This is a genomic window from Pseudomonas sp. IzPS59 (genome assembly GCF_014863505.1).
GTDB classification, from domain to species: Bacteria; Pseudomonadota; Gammaproteobacteria; order Pseudomonadales; family Pseudomonadaceae; genus Aquipseudomonas; species Aquipseudomonas kribbensis.
In genome coordinates this window covers 289,598-304,896 of sequence record NZ_CP062251.1, presented here as the reverse complement: position 1 = coordinate 304,896, position 15,299 = coordinate 289,598, and the positions used below count along the sequence as shown (strand labels likewise).

The following is a 15,299-nucleotide window of genomic DNA, read 5'->3' as shown; positions in this document are numbered from 1 at the left end:
AATTTCGGCGCTGTGATCGCAGCGTCGAGCTTTTCTGTGGGAGCGGGCTTGCCCGCGAAGAGGGAGTGTCAGGCAGCATCAGGTCGCCTGACACGACGCCTTCGCGGGCAAGCCCGCTCCCACAGGGACTGCGTAATCTTCGCGTGCATCGGCCAGATTCAGGGAGTGAAGTTGGCGTTTCAACGGGGGCTTCAGAGCCCGAAAAACCAGGCGAAAACGCCAGTTTCAACTTCACCCTTGTAGACCGTCCTGCCCACCCCCATATTGGGGCGACTGACGCGTGAAGGAATCCAAATTGAGCGAACTTCTCAACCGCCGCCTGGCTCTGCTCGGTGAGCGCGCCAACCTCTCTCTGCTCGAACAGTGCCTGCACGGCATCGAACGTGAATGCCTGCGTGTGACCGGCGAGGGTCGACTGGCGCAAACGCCGCACCCCGAAAGCCTGGGTTCCGCGCTGACCAACGAACAGATCACCACCGACTATTCCGAGTCGCTGCTGGAATTCATCACGCCTGCCCTGCCCGATCCGGCCGACACGCTGGCGAGCCTGGACAAGATTCATCGCTTCGCCTACAGCAAGCTCGGCAACGAGTACCTGTGGAGTCCATCGATGCCGTGCCCGTTGCCGGCCGAGGAAGACATCCCGATCGCCTATTACGGCACCTCCAACATCGGTCAGCTGAAGTACGTCTACCGCAAGGGCCTGGCCCTGCGTTACGGCAAGACCATGCAGTGCATCGCCGGGATTCACTACAACTTCTCCCTGCCGGAAAAACTCTGGCCGCTGCTGAAAGAAGCCGAAGGCTTCGTCGGCACCGACCGGGATTTCCAGTCGTCGTCCTATATCGCGCTGATCCGCAACTTCCGTCGCTACAGCTGGCTGCTGATGTACCTGTTCGGTGCTTCGCCGGCGCTGGACGCGGGGTTCCTGCGCGGTCGTTCGCATCAGCTGGAACAACTGGATCCGGACACGCTGTACCTGCCTTACGCCACCAGCCTGCGCATGAGCGACCTCGGTTACCAGAGCAACGCCCAGGCCGGCCTGACGCCGTGCTACAACGACCTGGCGAGCTACACCGACAGCCTGCGCAAGGCTGTGGCCACGCCATACGCGCCGTACGTTGAAGTCGGCACGCACCAGGATGGCGAGTGGGTGCAACTGAACACCAACATCCTGCAGATCGAAAACGAGTACTACTCCAACATCCGCCCGAAACGCGTGACCTACACCGGCGAGCGGCCGATCCAGGCCTTGATGGCCCGTGGCATCCAGTATGTCGAAGTGCGCTGCCTGGACATCAATCCGTTCCTGCCGATGGGCATCGATCTGACCGAATCGCGCTTCCTCGACGCGTTCCTGCTGTACTGCGCGCTGAACGACAGCCCGCTGCTGACCAACATCAGCTGCGGCAACGCCACGTCGAACTTCCTCAGCGTGGTCAAGGAAGGTCGCCGCCCGGGCCTGCAATTGCAGCGCGACGGTCAACCGGTCGACATGAAGGAATGGGCGGCGGAGCTGCTGGAAAAAATTGCTCCGCTGGCCGCGCTGCTGGATCAGAGCCACGGCGGCGACGCTCACAGCAAGGCCCTCGATGCGCAACTGGCCAAGGTCAAGGATTCGTCCCTGACGCCATCGGCCCAGGTGCTGGCAGCCATGGCCGAGCACAAGGAAAGCTTCGCGCAATTCTCCCTGCGCCAGAGCCAGGCCCACGCCGAGTTCTTCCGCAGCGAACCGTTGGCGGCTGACGAGCAAGCGAAGTTTGAAGAACTGGCGCGGTCGTCGCTGGCGCAACAGGCTGAGCTGGAGCAGAACGAAGTTGGCGATTTCGATGTGTTTGTCGGGTCGTATCAGGCGAGCATTCTGGCGATCAGCAACTGATCGTTCGGCTTTGGATCTTTTCCCCTCACCCTAACCCTCTCCCCGAGGGAGAGGGGACTGACCGAGTTGTACTCTCGAACTGCATCGACCTGAAATACCAAGTCGAACTCCGATTTTGAAAAGCCCCCAATCGGCTCCCTTTCCCCCTCGCCCCCCCCCCCCTGGGTGAGAGGGTTGGGGTGAGGGGAAAAAATCTCAAGCCATACCCAAAACTCAAACGCCCCCCAATTCCTCCGAGCCTTAAATTTTTCCGCTCATAAGCTAAGTCTAAAAAGTTATTTATTTTTAGTTTCTTAGATCATTTAGTCTCCTTTCACGCCGATCCTCGGTCGCCTGATATGGAGCTCTTCAATGAAACTGAATGTCCCGCTTCGCCTGCTGGCCGTGGCCTCTCTGGCTGCTGCGAGTTTCCTGGCCCAGGCCGCCGACCTCACCGTCGCCTACCAGACCACCGTCGACCCGGCAAAAGTTGCCCAGGCCGACGGCGCCTATGAAAAAGCCACCAAGGCCGACATCAGCTGGCGCAAGTTCGACAACGGCGCGGACGTCATCTCGGCCATCGCTTCCGGCGACGTGCAGATCGGCTACCTCGGTTCCAGCCCGCTGACCGCAGCCGTCACCCGCAAAGTCCCGGTGGAAACCTTCCTCATCGCCACCCAGATCGGCGCCGCCGAAGCGCTGGTCGCCCGCGACGGCTCCGGCATCAAGACGCCGCAGGATCTGGTCGGCAAGAAAATCGCCGTGCCGTTCGTGTCCACCGGTCACTACAGCCTGCTGGCCGCGCTGAAGCACTGGAACATCGATCCTTCGAAAGTCACCGTTCTCAACCTCGCCCCGCCAGCGATCATTGCTGCGTGGAAACGCGGTGACATCGATGCTACTTACGTCTGGGATCCGGCGCTGGGTGTGGCCAAGGAAAACGGCAAAGTGCTGATCACTTCCGGTGAACTGGCCAAGTTCGGTGCACCGACTTTCGATGCGTGGATCGTGCGTAAAGACTTCGCCGAGAAGCACCCGGAAATCGTCACCGCGTTCGCCAAGGTCACCCTCGACGCCTACGCCGACTACCGCAAGGATCCGAAAGCCTGGATCGCCAACCAGAGCAACGTCGACAAACTGGTGAAACTGTCCGGCGCCAAGGCCAGTGACATTCCATTGCTGCTGCAAGGCAACGTCTACCCGCTGGCGGCGGATCAGGTCAGTGACCTCGGCGCGCCGACCACCAAAGCCATCACCGACACCGCCGCGTTCCTCAAGGAGCAAGGCAAGGTAGAAGCGGTACTACCGGACTACGCGCCGTACGTCACCCCCAAGTACATCACCAACTGATCGGGAGTTAACTGCGATGGCCTTGCTACAGCTGGAGCGCATCAGCGCACAGTATCCCGGCAGCCCGGAACCGGTACTGTCGGACATTTCCCTGACCCTCGGCCCTCAGCAATTGCTGGTGGCCCTCGGCCCGTCCGGCAGTGGCAAGACTTCGCTGTTGAACCTGATTGCCGGTTTCGTCGAACCGAGCGCCGGGCGCATTACCCTAGACGGTGTGCCGGTCAAAGGCCCGAGCGCCGAGCGCGGCGTGGTGTTCCAGGACGACGCCCTGCTGCCCTGGCAGGATGTGCTGGCCAACGTCGCCTTCGGCCTTGAACTGGCCGGTGTGGCCAAGGACAAACGCGAACAGATCGCCCGGGAAATGCTCGCGCTGGTCGATCTCTCCGGTTTTGAAAAGCGTCGCATCTGGCAGCTCTCCGGTGGCCAGAAGCAACGTGTCGGCCTGGCCCGCGCCCTCGCAGCCGACCCCCGCGTGCTGCTGATGGACGAGCCCTTCGGCGCCCTTGACGCCTTCACCCGCGAACAGATGCAGGAGCTGTTGCTGCAAGTCTGGCAACGCACCGCCAAACCGGTGTTCCTGATTACCCACGACATTGAAGAAGCGGTGTTCCTCGCCACCGACCTGATTCTGCTGGCACCGAATCCGGGGCAGATCGTCGAGCGCCTACACCTGGATTTCGGCAAACGTTACGCCGCCGGTGAATCGGCGCGGGCGATCAAGTCCGATCCGCGCTTCATCGAAACCCGCGAACACGTGCTCGCCAAAGTGTTCTCGCAACGCAGCGCCGTTCAACGGCAGGAGCGCGCATGAGCAGTTACGACGTTTCCGCCACCGCAGTGAAACCCGCCGCCACCTCGGTGGTGATTCCCGTGCGCCGCAGCCTCAGCACCCGCTGGATCAGCCTGCTGACTCTGTTCGCGTTGCTGGTGATCTGGTGGGCAGTGACCGCCACCGGTCTGATCGAACCGCTGTTCCTGCCGCCACCATCCGCCGTGCTGCAAAAAGGCTGGTTGCTGGCGACCACGGGCTACATGGATTCGACGTTGTGGCAGCACCTGGGTGCGAGTCTGAGCCGCATCGGCTTGGGACTCGGTTTTGCAATTCTGACCGCCGTTCCGGTGGGCATCGCCATCGGTGCCAACCGCATCGCCCGTGGCGTGCTGGATCCGCTGATCGAGTTCTACCGGCCGATTCCGCCGCTCGCCTATCTGCCGCTGATCGTGATCTGGTGCGGTATCGGCGAACTGTCGAAAGTGCTGCTGATCTACCTGGCGATTTTCGCCCCGATCGCGATTGCCACCGCCACCGGCGTGCGCACTGTCGACCCGGCCAAATTGCGCGCTGCGCAATCGCTGGGGGCGACTCGCGCACAACTGATTCGCCACGTGATTTTGCCCAGCGCCCTGCCGGACATTCTGACCGGTGTGCGCATTGGTCTGGGTGTCGGCTGGTCGACGCTGGTCGCCGCCGAATTGATCGCGGCCACCAGCGGCCTGGGCTTCATGGTGCAGTCGGCCGCGCAATTCCTGGTCACCGATGTGGTGGTGCTGGGGATTCTGGTCATCGCCCTGATCGCCTTCGCCATGGAAATGGGCCTGCGTGCCCTGCAACGCAAACTGGTGCCGTGGCACGGCCAGGCCCACTGATTTTTCAGCACTGACTACCCCGACAGTTTCGGGGCCCCGGAATTGAAGAGAACCACCATGAGCAGCCTGAACATCACCCCGTTAAGCTCGGCCCTCGGCGCACAGATCAGCGGCGTCGACATCAGCCAGCCGCTGAACCTGGAACAACGCGACGCCATCGAGCAGGCGCTGCTCAAATACCAGGTGCTGTTCTTCCGCAATCAGCCGATCGAGCCGTCGCAACAGGCGCGCTTCGCCCACTATTTCGGCGACCTGCACATTCACCCGATCTACCCGAATGTGCCTGAGCAACCGGAGGTTCTGATCCTCGACACCGCCGTCACCGACGTGCGCGACAACGCGATCTGGCACACCGACGTGACCTTCCTGCCGACCCCGGCCATGGGGGCGGTGCTCAGCGCCAAGCTGTTGCCGGAGTTCGGTGGCGACACGTTGTGGGCCAGCGGGATTGCCGCCTATGAAGCGTTGTCGGCGCCGATGAAGGCGATGCTCGAAGGGCTGACCGCGACTCACGACTTCACCCGCTCGTTTCCGCTGGAGCGTTACGGCAACACGCCGGAGGCACTGGCACAGTGGGAAGAGGCGCGGCGCAAGAATCCACCGCTGTCGCACCCGGTGATCCGCACGCACCCGGTGAGCGGGCGGCGTTCGCTGTTCGTCAACGAAGGCTTCACGTCGAAGATCAATGAGCTGTCGGAGACCGAGAGTGAAGCGGTGCTGAAATTCTTGTTCGCCCACGCAACACGGCCGGAATTCACCATTCGCTGGCGTTGGCAGAAGGATGACATCGCGTTCTGGGACAACCGCGTGACGCAGCATTACGCGGTGGATGATTACCGACCGGCGCGGAGGGTGATGCAACGGGCTACGGTGTTGGGGGATGTGCCGTTTTTTCGTTGAACAACTGATCGTTCCCACGCTCTGCGTGGGAACGATCAGCGTGTAGCTACTCCGCCGTCGAAGGCTTCTCCCAAAGATTGATCCCGCCCTCCTGGGCAAACCGGTCAATCTCCGCCAACTCTTCCGCACTGAAACTCAAATTCTCCAACGCCCCAACGTTCTCGACAATCTGCTCCGGCCGGCTCGCGCCGATCAGCGCCGAAGTCACTCGCGGATCCCGCAGCGTCCACGCCAATGCCAGTTGCGCCAGACTCTGCCCGCGACGCTTGGCGATCTCGTTCAGCGCTCGTACATGAGCAATGTTCGCCTCGGACAAATGCGAAGCCTGCAACGATCCACCGCCCGGACGATTGACCCGCGCATCCGCCGGCACGCCGTTGAGGTATTTGTCGGTCAGCAGACCCTGCGCCAGCGGGGTGAACGCAATCACGCCGGTGCCGAGTTCGTCGGTGGTGTCGAGCAGGTCCTTTTCCACCCAACGGTTGAGCAGGTTGTAGGCCGGTTGGTGAATCAACAGCGGCACTTTCCACTCTTTGAGCAGCGCGGCGATTTCGCGGGTTTTTACCCCGGAGTACGACGAGATGCCGATGTACAGCGCCTTGCCCTGCTGCACCGCAGTGGCGAGGGCGCTGGCGGTTTCTTCCAGTGGGGTGTCAGGGTCGAATCGGTGTGAATAGAAGATATCCACATAGTCCAGGCCCAGGCGTTGCAGGCTCTGGTCGAGGCTGGCCAGCACGTATTTGCGCGAGCCGCCGCCCTGGCCGTAAGGGCCGGGCCACATGTCCCAGCCGGCCTTACTGGAGATGATCAGTTCATCACGGTACTGCTTGAAGTCTTCGCGCAGCAGTCGGCCGAAATTGGTCTCGGCGCTGCCGTAGGGCGGGCCGTAGTTGTTGGCCAGGTCGAAGTGGTTGATGCCCAGGTCGAACGCGGTGCGCAGCAACGAGCGCTGAGTGTCGATCGGCGTGCTGTCGCCGAAGTTGTGCCACAGGCCCAGAGACAGCGCCGGCAACACCAGACCGCTGCGTCCGACGCGGCGGTAAGGAATGGAGTCATAGCGGTTTTCGGCAGCGGTGTAAGTCATCGAATCCTCTCTTGTCGGTCTTGAAATGGGTGTCGATTGCTACGCAAAGCGATTGCCGGGCCGGGCAAGGCCAAGGTTCTGGCGCAAGGTCCGGCCCTCGTATCCGGTTCTGAACAGCCCACGCCGCTGCAGTTCCGGGACCACGCCATTGGCGAAGTCTTCGAGCCCGCCGGGCAGGTGCGGCACCAGCACGTTGAAGCCGTCCGCCGCGCCTTGCTCGAACCATTCCTGCAAACGATCGGCTATCTGCGCCGGCGTACCGACAACGCTGTAATGCCCGCGACCGCCAGCGATTCGCCGGCCCAGTTCGGCCAGGGTCAGATGCTCGCGGCCAGCCAGTTCGGTCAGCAGCTTCTGCCGGCTCTGCTGGCCGCTTTCAGTCAGCGGCAATTCCGGCAGCGGCCCGTCCAGCGGGTACTTCGACAGATCGAAGTTGCCCAGCATACGCCCAAGCAGGGCGACGCCAACCTCGGGTTCGACCAATTGCTGAAACGTTTCATATTTTTCCTGCGCTTCGGCTTCTGTCTGCCCGACCACGACAAACACGCCGGGCATGATTTTCAGCGAATCGGCGCTGCGCCCGTACTTCGGCAAGCGGCCCTTGAGGTCGGCGTAGAACGCCTGGGCGCTCGCCAGCGAGGTCTGCGCGGTGAACACTACTTCGGCCGTTTGCGCCGCCAGTTCACGCCCGGCTTCCGACGAGCCGGCCTGCACGATCACCGGCTGACCCTGTGGCGAACGCGCGACATTCAGCGGGCCTTTGACCTTGAAGTGCTCGCCGACGTGATTCAGCACGTGCAGTTTTTCCGGGTCGTAATACGCGCCGCTGGCCTTGTCGCGGAGGAAGGCGTCGTCCTGCCAACTGTCCCAGAGCCCGGTCACCACTTGGTGAAATTCCCGGGCGCGGCTGTAGCGTTCGGCGTGGCCGATGTGTTCATCGCGGCCGAAATTCTGCGCTTCGGCGGCGTTGTCCGAGGTCACCAGATTCCACCCCGCGCGTCCGCCCGACAGGTGATCGAGGGACGCGAATTTACGCGCCACGTGGTACGGCTCGTTGTAGCTGGTGGTGGCGGTGGCGATCAGGCCGATGTGTTCGGTTACGGCACTCAAGGCCGAGAGCAAGGTCAGCGGTTCGAAGTGATCCGAACGGGCCATGCGGCTGGCGATGTCGTGAGTCGGTGCGGCGACACTGTCGGCGACAAACAACGTATCGAACTTCGCCGCCTCGGCAACCTGCGCCAGACGTTTGTAGTGGGCGAAATCCAGCCCGGCGTTGGCCGGCACGTCCGGATGACGCCACGCGGCGACGTGGTGCCCGGTGGCCATGAGGAATGCACCGAGTTTCAGCTGTCTGCTCATCTCAGAAGTCCTTGCGCAGTTGCACGCCGAAGTAGCGCTCGTCGTCGCGAGGCACGGCGCGGTAGATGTAGTTGCCACCGCTGGCGAGCAATGGCGAATACGACTTGTCGGTGAGGTTCTTGCCCAGCAACGCCACGCGCCAGCCGTTGGTGTAATCGGCCAGGGCCACACTGGCGTTCCAGAGACCGTAGGCGCCCTGTTTGGTGTCAGCGTTCTGGCTGATGTCGTACTGCACTTCGCCCTGCCAGCTGTAGTCGGTGCCGAGTTCGATATCCAGACCGTTTTCCAGCGGGATGGTGTAGTCGGCGCGCACGTAGCTTTTCCAGTCCGGGCTGAACGGCAGCGGCTTGCCGTTGACGTTGCACGACGCCGCCGCGCCCGCCGGGCAGGCGAACTGATCGATGCGGGCGCGGGTGTAGGCCAATGCGCCGGAGAACTTCAGTTGCTGGGTCGCCTGCAGGGCGTAATCAAGTTCCACGCCCTCGGTGCTGACGCTGCCGGCATTGATCAGGCGCGTCACCACTTGGCCGGCGACGGTGTCGAAAAAGTTCGCCTGATAGTTGTCGTAGTCGCTGTGGAAAACCGCGAGGTTGGTGGTCAGGCGATTGTTCCAGGCCGAGGCTTTGATCCCCGCCTCCCAGGTGTTGGAGGTTTCCGGTTTCAGCGCTTCGGTATCGCGCGGCTGCATGTTGAAGAACACGTTGTAGGCCGGACCTTTGTAGCCGCGCGAATAGGTGAGATAAGTGGTGACGGTATCGCTCAGGTCGTACTGCAAGCCGAGCCGGCCGGACCAGCCGTCCTCGTCCACCGAACCGGAACTGCGGGTGGCTGGTTGAATGCCGCTGACAGTGGTGGCGGAAGTGGAAACGCGACGGTGATCGTATTCCAGATCGTCGTGGGTGTAGCGCAGGCCGGCGATGCCACGGAAGTCCGAAGTGAAGTTCAGCGTGCTTTCGCCGAACACCGCGTAGCTGTCGCTGGTGGTGCTGTAGTCGGCGACCCCACGGTCAGTCCGCGTGGTGGTGGTCAGCGTGCGCTGATAGGTCTCGTCATCCTTGCCGTGCATGTAGAACAGGCCGCCGACGTATTCGAGGAACCCGCCTTTCGGCGAGGCCAGACGCAGCTCCTGTGAGTATTGGTCGAAGGCCAGGTCACCCTTGTCCGCCGTGCTGGGGAACGCCGCCGTTACCGTGCCGAGACGGTCGCCGTCCTGATACTGGGTGTTGTCCCAGCCGCGCCACGCGGTGATCGACGTCAAGGTGTAATCGCCGAGTTGCCAGTCGAGCTGGCCGGACAGGCCCTTGTTGGTGTCTTCGACGTGGGTGCGGGTGTCGGTGTTGATATCGCGGTTGTGACTGGTGGCGCTGACCGGGCTCAGTGCATTGGTGAACGCCGGGGTCAGCGACTTGGTGACGACGCCATTGGGGCCGTCATCGTGGGACTGCATGTAGTCGGCGATCAGGGTGAAAGTGACGTCGTCGTTCGGGGTGAATTCCAGTTTGCCGCGTACGCCGCGATGGTTGTAGCCGTTGACCTCCTGGCCGTTGTGCTTGTTGTCGACGTTGCCGTCGTAAGGACCGAAAAGAGTGCTGATCGAGCCCTTGAGTGTGTCCGGAATCAGGCTGCCGCCGATGCCGAAACGGGTGCGGCTTTCGTTGCCGCTGTAGTACGACTGATCGATGTAACCGTGGGTCTCGGCGGTCGGTGCCTTGCTGGTGATGTTCAACACGCCGGCCGAGGCGTTCTTGCCGAACAGCGTGCCTTGCGGGCCGCGCAGAACTTCGACGCGTTCCAGATCCAGCAGATCCAGAGTCGACTGACCGGGACGGGCGTAGACCACGCCATCGATCACCGTGGCAACGGTCGGCTCGACGCCCGGCGAAGTGGAAATCGTCCCCACGCCACGCACGAACAACGAGGTGTCCTTGTTCGATGCGCCGGTGCGGAAATTCAGCGACGGCACTTGCTGGACGATGCTCGCCACGCTGTTGCGGTTATCGCGCTCCAGTTGCTCGCCGTCGATCACCGACACCGCCACCGGGACCTTTTGCAGCGACTCTTCGCGGCGGGTGGCGGTGACCGTGACGGACTTGAGTGTCGGCTCCTGCTCGCTGCTGTCGGCGGCGAACGCGGCGGGCAGCGGCAGCGCGGCCAGCCCGGTGAGCAGCCAGCCCGCAGCGCGGATCGATTGCGCCAGTTTGTGTATCGCCCCAGGAATGTTGTGCATGTTTGCCCGCTCGAAAAGTTGCCCTGAACCGCTGCCGTTCTGCGACGACAGCGCCTGTCTCCGTGTCTTGGGCATTCGCTCGAGCGAGTAGCAGACAATGCGCTTTGTTAGCGCTAACATCGCTAGTATTGGCAAGCCCGGCATAGAGCGTCCAATACTGAAAAATTACTTTTATATGCGTTTTGGTTTTTAAGAAGGATCGAGCCTTGAGCGAAGAAAAGCCCCGCAAACGCCGTGGCGCCGGTCGCGTGACCCTCAACGCAGTGGCGCGCCAGGCCAGTGTTTCGGCGATCACCGTGTCGCGCTACTTCAACCAGCCGGAACAGGTCTCGCCCGAACGCCGCGAGCGGATTGCGGCGGTGGTCGCGGAGTTGGGTTATGTACCGAATCTGGTGGCCGGGGGACTCGCCTCGGCGCGGGGGAAAATCGTCGGCATGGTGATCCCGAACATCTCCGGGCCGATCTTCGCCAACACCATTCAGGGCTTCAGCGACACCCTCAGCCGTCACGGCTACCAACTACTTCTGGCCTCGAGTTACTTCAGCACTGAACAGGAAGAAAACGCGGTGCGGGCATTCCTCGGCTGGTCGCCGGCAGCGCTGGTGGTGACCAGTCACTTCCATAGCGCGGGCACGGAAAAGATGCTCGCCGAAGCGGATATTCCGGTGATCGAAACCTGGGATTACCAGCCGGATCGCGAGCCGATGCAGATCGGCTTTTCGCACTTTGAAGTGGGGGTCAGCGCCGCCCGTTATCTGCACGGCAAGGGCTATCGGCGGATTGCGTTTGTGCAGAACAGCGCGTCCGGCGACTTCAGTGCGCTGGAGCGCCGCGACGGTTACACCGCGACCGTTCGTGAGTTGGGTCTGGAACCGTGGGTGTTCGCACCAGACGCCGATCGCGCCCCGTTCGAGGCCGGCAAGCAAGCAATGGAAGCACTGATGAACGCCTCACCGCGTCCGGACGCCATCCTCTTCGCCAACGACAACCTCGCCGCCGGCGGCCTGCTCGCCGGGCAACGCGCCGGCCTCAAGATCCCCGACGACTGCGCCGTCCTCGGCTTCGGCGACTACCCGTTCGCCGAGATGCTGCTGCCGAGCCTGAGCACCATCAAACCGCCGGCGCTAGAGATCGGCGTACTGGCGGCGACGCGGGTGCTGGAAAGTTTGGGCGTGCTGCCGAGCGATGAAGTGCAGCGACTTAATCTGCTGCAGTGCATGGTGATTGAACGGGAAAGTACCTGACGAGCACGGCAATAGCTGAGTTGGCTATGCTCTAGGTGATACCGCACATCCTGCAGGGGCGACCATGCACACCGCAATCATCATCTTCTTCGGCCTGATCCTCCTGGCGCTGATGCTCTACATCGGCGAGCGCATCGGCTTCAGTCGCCAGACCATGGCCTACGGTTTCGCGGCGTTGTGGCTGGCGTTGACGGTGATCAATGGTGCGGTCGGCGTGGTGCACGCCGGGCAGCCGCTGGGGTCGGAGATTGCGATTGGCAGCGCCGTATTTGGCGTGCCGATCGCAGCGATGGTGTTGTTCATGGTGCTGAGCGCCGAGACCTGAAACCGTCCCGGCGCCCTGCTCCGATCAACGCACCAGATGCAGGAACTGCATGTGCCGTTCGTACTGGTCGAGGATGTCGTTGATGATCTGCTCTTTGGTGTAACCGACCAGATCGTAGTCCTGACTGCCCTCGCTCAGATGCACTTCGGCGCGATAGTAGCGGCGGTTGTTGAGCTGCTTCGAGCCCATGCCGCCACGGGCGAACGACGGCGTGAAGTAACCGCGCATCTGCACCTGGTAGATGAACGGGTGCAGCTCGCCGTGACCGATTTCCAGGCTGACGCTGTCATGGGCCGGATCCGGTTGGGTGACCACGTTCAAACCTTTTTCGACGAACACCGCCGTCACTTCTTCGATGGCCGGTTTCACCGTGGTGTCCATGAAGCGGTACACCTCGTCCCGCGACGGGAAGTGCACAGCCTGGCTCAGGCGCTGGCGCCAGCCGCCCTTGCCACGCCGTGAGCCGGACACCGGCGCCAGCGAATGCAGTTGCGCGATCTGCTTCTGCGATTCCAGATAGAACGCCTTGTGCAGCCCCCACATCATCAGCAGCAGAATCAGCGAGAACGGCAGCGAGGTCAGCACCACCGCTGACTTCAGCGCATCGATACTGCCGGAGAACAGCAGCGCACTGGTGATCAGCGCAGTCATCGCGCCCCAGAACACCCGCAGCCATTTCGGCCCGTCTTCATCCGGGTTGCCGCCCTTGGCCGACAGGGTCGAGAGCACCACGGTGCCCGAGTCGGCGGAGGTGACGAAGAACACGAAGCTGATAAACACCGTCACCGCGATGACAGTCTTGCTCCACGGGTAGGTTTCCAGCAGCAGGTAAAGGGTCATCGACGGGTTGTCGAGGGCCGACATGCCCAGTGCCGACATGCCGTGGTTGAGTACCTGATCGATGGCGCTGTTGCCGAAAATCGACATCCACGCCAGGGTGAAACCAAGCGGGATCAACAATACGCCGAAGACGAATTCGCGGATGGTCCGGCCACGGGAAATCCGTGCGATGAACAGGCCCACGAACGGCGACCATGCAATCCACCAGGCCCAGTAGAACACCGTCCAGCCGCCGAGCCAGTCGCTCGGTTTGTCGTAGGCGTAGAGGTCGAAACTCTTCGTCGGCAAGGCGCCGAGGTAGTCGCCGAGGTTCTGGATCAGGGTGTTGAGCAAGTGCTGGGTGGGGCCGGCGAACAACACGAACAGCAGCAGCGCACAGGCCAGCAGCATGTTGATGTCGGACATGACCCTCACGCCCTTATCCACACCGGAGACGGCGACGATGATCGCCGCGCCCATCATCAGCGTGATCAGGCCGACCTGAATCCACTGGGTGTGGGCGATGCCGAACAGGTAGTCCAGACCGGAGTTGAGATGGAGCACGCCGAAGCCCATGTCCGCACCGAGGCCGAACACCGTGGCGATGATGCCGAAGCCATCCACCGCGTAGCCGATGGGCCCGTTGATGCGTTTGCCGATCAGCGGGTACAGCGCCGAACGCAGGGCCAACGGCAGGTTGTGCCGATAGGCGAAATACGCCAGCGCCATGCCGACAAAGGCGAACACGCCCCAGCCGTGCAGGCCCCAGTGCAAAAACAGGATCTGCATCGCCTGACGCGCCGCCTCCGCCGTACCGGCCTCGCCTTGTGGCGGCTGGAGCATGTGGGTCAGTGGTTCGGACACACAGAAGAAAAACAGCGTGATGCTGATCCCGGCGGCGAAGAGCATGCCGGCCCAGGACAGGTAACTGAATTCGGGTTCGTCGTGGTCGGCACCGAGTTTGATCTTGCCGTAGCCCGATAACGCGGTGACCACCACGAAGACCAGATACAGGGTCATCGCGAGCATGTAGTACCAGCCGACCGTATTGGCCGCCCAGTTTTGCGCTTCAAGCAGCCAGGCACCGGCCTGTTCCGGCATGGCGATAACGGTCAGGCCGAACAGCAGGATCACCGTTGCGGCGAACCAGAACACCGGCGGATTCATGCGTACCAGACCGCTGGCGGGGGTGGACGATGCACTCATGAACGGTGCACCTCAAGGGGTTGGAAAATGGCTGAAATGATCGGACTCAGCAAAGGCAAGCCTCCTGTTGTGAGCGGGCAGCGAGCTACCGGTTTAACTTGAATGAACGTTCAAGTTAAACATGGATAGCACGCTCAGGACTAATCGCAGGGCTCAGCGGTCGCTTTCGTACGCTGGCTCAGGGAGGGATATGACGCTGTGGCGAGGGTGATCGTTCCCGCCTTGCGCGGGAACGATCGGACAGGAAAATTACTTCTGCGTCCCGTCATCATGCTGCAGGTTGGCCTGGGTCAGGTTGCACCCGGCCGGCACGCTGCGGGTCAGCCACACGTTGCCGCCGATGGTCGAGCCCTTGCCGATGGTGATCCGCCCGAGAATCGTCGCCCCGGCGTAAATCACCACATCGTCCTCGACAATCGGATGCCGCGGATGGCCCTTCTGCAACTGGCCGTCCTCGTCCGCCGGGAAACGTTTGGCGCCCAAGGTCACTGCCTGGTAGATCCTGACGCGCTCGCCGATGATCGCGGTCTCGCCGATCACCACGCCAGTCCCGTGGTCGATGAAGAAACTGCGGCCGATCTGTGCGCCCGGGTGAATATCGATGCCGGTCGCCGAGTGGGCGATTTCCGAACTGATCCGCGCCAGCAGCGGCAAGCCTGCGCGATACAAATGGTGCGCGAGACGATGGTGGATCACCGCCAGAATCCCCGGATAGCACAGCAGCACTTCATCGACGCTGCGCGCCGCCGGGTCGCCGTGGTAGGCGGCCAGCACGTCGGTGTCGAGCAGACTGCGCAGGCCTGGCAGCGCCAGAGCGAAATCCTGAATGATCCGGATGGCCTGCGCCTCGACTTCGCTGTCATCCCGGGCGCTGTGGCGGGCGACGTAACGCAGTTCGAGTCGTGCCTGGGTCAGCAATGCATTCAGCGCAACATCAAGGGTGTGACCGACGTAAAAATCTTCGCTCTCTTCACGCAGATCCACCGGCCCCAGACGCATCGGGAACAACGCGCCGCACAGGGCTTCGAGAATCTGCGCCATCGCATCACGGGACGGCAACTCGCGCCCGCCCTGCTCGCCGCTGGCGCGGCCATTTTGCGCACGCCACTGATCCCGCGCGGTACGCAGCTGGCTGACGATGGTCTGCAATTGCCAATGGCTGGAACGCTCGCTCACGGTAAAGACTCCTCACGGGCGGCCGGACTGTCTGGCCGCGTCAACGGCCACTACTTTACGGCAACGTCCCGGAGGCGAATTAAGAACCGATAGTGCTGGGCTAA

General features: G+C 62.3%; 12 protein-coding genes. 7 read left to right on the top strand and 5 right to left on the bottom strand.

The window, feature by feature from the left end; translation table 11 throughout:
- Positions 1-295: 295 nt before the first annotated feature.
- The 5 genes from gshA (at position 296) to tauD (ending at position 5,755) form a co-directional block, all read left to right on the top strand.
- A complete protein-coding gene (gene gshA, locus IF189_RS01310) occupies positions 296-1,879 on the top strand; it encodes a glutamate--cysteine ligase (RefSeq protein ID WP_085712708.1) in 1,584 nt (527 codons plus the stop codon).
- Positions 1,880-2,230: 351 nt separating this feature from the next.
- Positions 2,231-3,208 (top strand): taurine ABC transporter substrate-binding protein, encoded by a 978-nt coding sequence (gene tauA, locus IF189_RS01305; protein ID WP_114881015.1) that lies wholly within the window; start codon positions 2,231-2,233, stop codon positions 3,206-3,208.
- A gap of 16 nt (positions 3,209-3,224) precedes the next feature.
- Positions 3,225-4,019 (top strand): taurine ABC transporter ATP-binding subunit, encoded by a 795-nt coding sequence (gene tauB / locus IF189_RS01300; protein WP_134825136.1) that lies wholly within the window; start codon positions 3,225-3,227, stop codon positions 4,017-4,019.
- Positions 4,016-4,855 carry a taurine ABC transporter permease TauC gene (gene tauC, locus IF189_RS01295; protein WP_064382739.1) on the top strand — a complete coding sequence of 280 codons (840 nt, stop codon included), beginning with the start codon at positions 4,016-4,018 and terminating at the stop codon, positions 4,853-4,855. Before tauB ends, tauC begins: the two co-directional genes overlap by 4 nt.
- A 57-nt stretch (positions 4,856-4,912) precedes the next feature.
- Positions 4,913-5,755 (top strand): taurine dioxygenase, encoded by an 843-nt coding sequence (gene tauD, locus IF189_RS01290; RefSeq protein ID WP_134825135.1) that lies wholly within the window; start codon positions 4,913-4,915, stop codon positions 5,753-5,755.
- A 46-nt stretch (positions 5,756-5,801) separates the two neighbouring features.
- Here tauD and mgrA read toward each other — a convergent pair whose 3' ends face one another.
- From mgrA to IF189_RS01275, 3 genes are read right to left on the bottom strand one after another with little or no spacing between them, the layout of a single operon-like run.
- Positions 5,802-6,839: an L-glyceraldehyde 3-phosphate reductase gene (gene mgrA / locus IF189_RS01285; protein ID WP_192552708.1), complete on the bottom strand. Its 1,038-nt coding sequence runs from the start codon at positions 6,837-6,839 to the stop codon at positions 5,802-5,804.
- Between the two features lie 39 nt (positions 6,840-6,878).
- Positions 6,879-8,198, bottom strand: coding sequence for an LLM class flavin-dependent oxidoreductase (locus tag IF189_RS01280; protein ID WP_192552707.1), 1,320 nt, complete (start codon positions 8,196-8,198; stop codon positions 6,879-6,881).
- A gap of 1 nt (position 8,199) precedes the next feature.
- Positions 8,200-10,425 carry a TonB-dependent receptor gene (locus tag IF189_RS01275; RefSeq protein ID WP_192552706.1) on the bottom strand — a complete coding sequence of 742 codons (2,226 nt, stop codon included), beginning with the start codon at positions 10,423-10,425 and terminating at the stop codon, positions 8,200-8,202.
- Positions 10,426-10,631: 206 nt separating this feature from the next.
- Between IF189_RS01275 and IF189_RS01270 the strand changes: the two genes are divergently transcribed.
- Both IF189_RS01270 and IF189_RS01265 read left to right on the top strand, forming a co-directional pair.
- Positions 10,632-11,669 (top strand): LacI family DNA-binding transcriptional regulator, encoded by a 1,038-nt coding sequence (locus tag IF189_RS01270; protein WP_134825131.1) that lies wholly within the window; start codon positions 10,632-10,634, stop codon positions 11,667-11,669.
- Between the two features lie 64 nt (positions 11,670-11,733).
- Positions 11,734-11,994, top strand: a complete 261-nt coding sequence (locus IF189_RS01265; RefSeq protein WP_114881008.1) for a hypothetical protein — start codon at positions 11,734-11,736, stop codon at positions 11,992-11,994.
- 24 nt (positions 11,995-12,018) lie between these two features.
- Here the strand turns inward: IF189_RS01265 and betT are convergent, their stop codons facing one another.
- Positions 12,019-13,980, bottom strand: coding sequence for a choline transporter BetT (gene betT, locus IF189_RS01260; RefSeq protein WP_167443790.1), 1,962 nt, complete (start codon positions 13,978-13,980; stop codon positions 12,019-12,021).
- Between the two features lie 288 nt (positions 13,981-14,268).
- Positions 14,269-15,195, bottom strand: coding sequence for a serine O-acetyltransferase EpsC (gene epsC, locus IF189_RS01255; RefSeq protein ID WP_192552705.1), 927 nt, complete (start codon positions 15,193-15,195; stop codon positions 14,269-14,271).
- Positions 15,196-15,299: the final 104 nt, after the last annotated feature.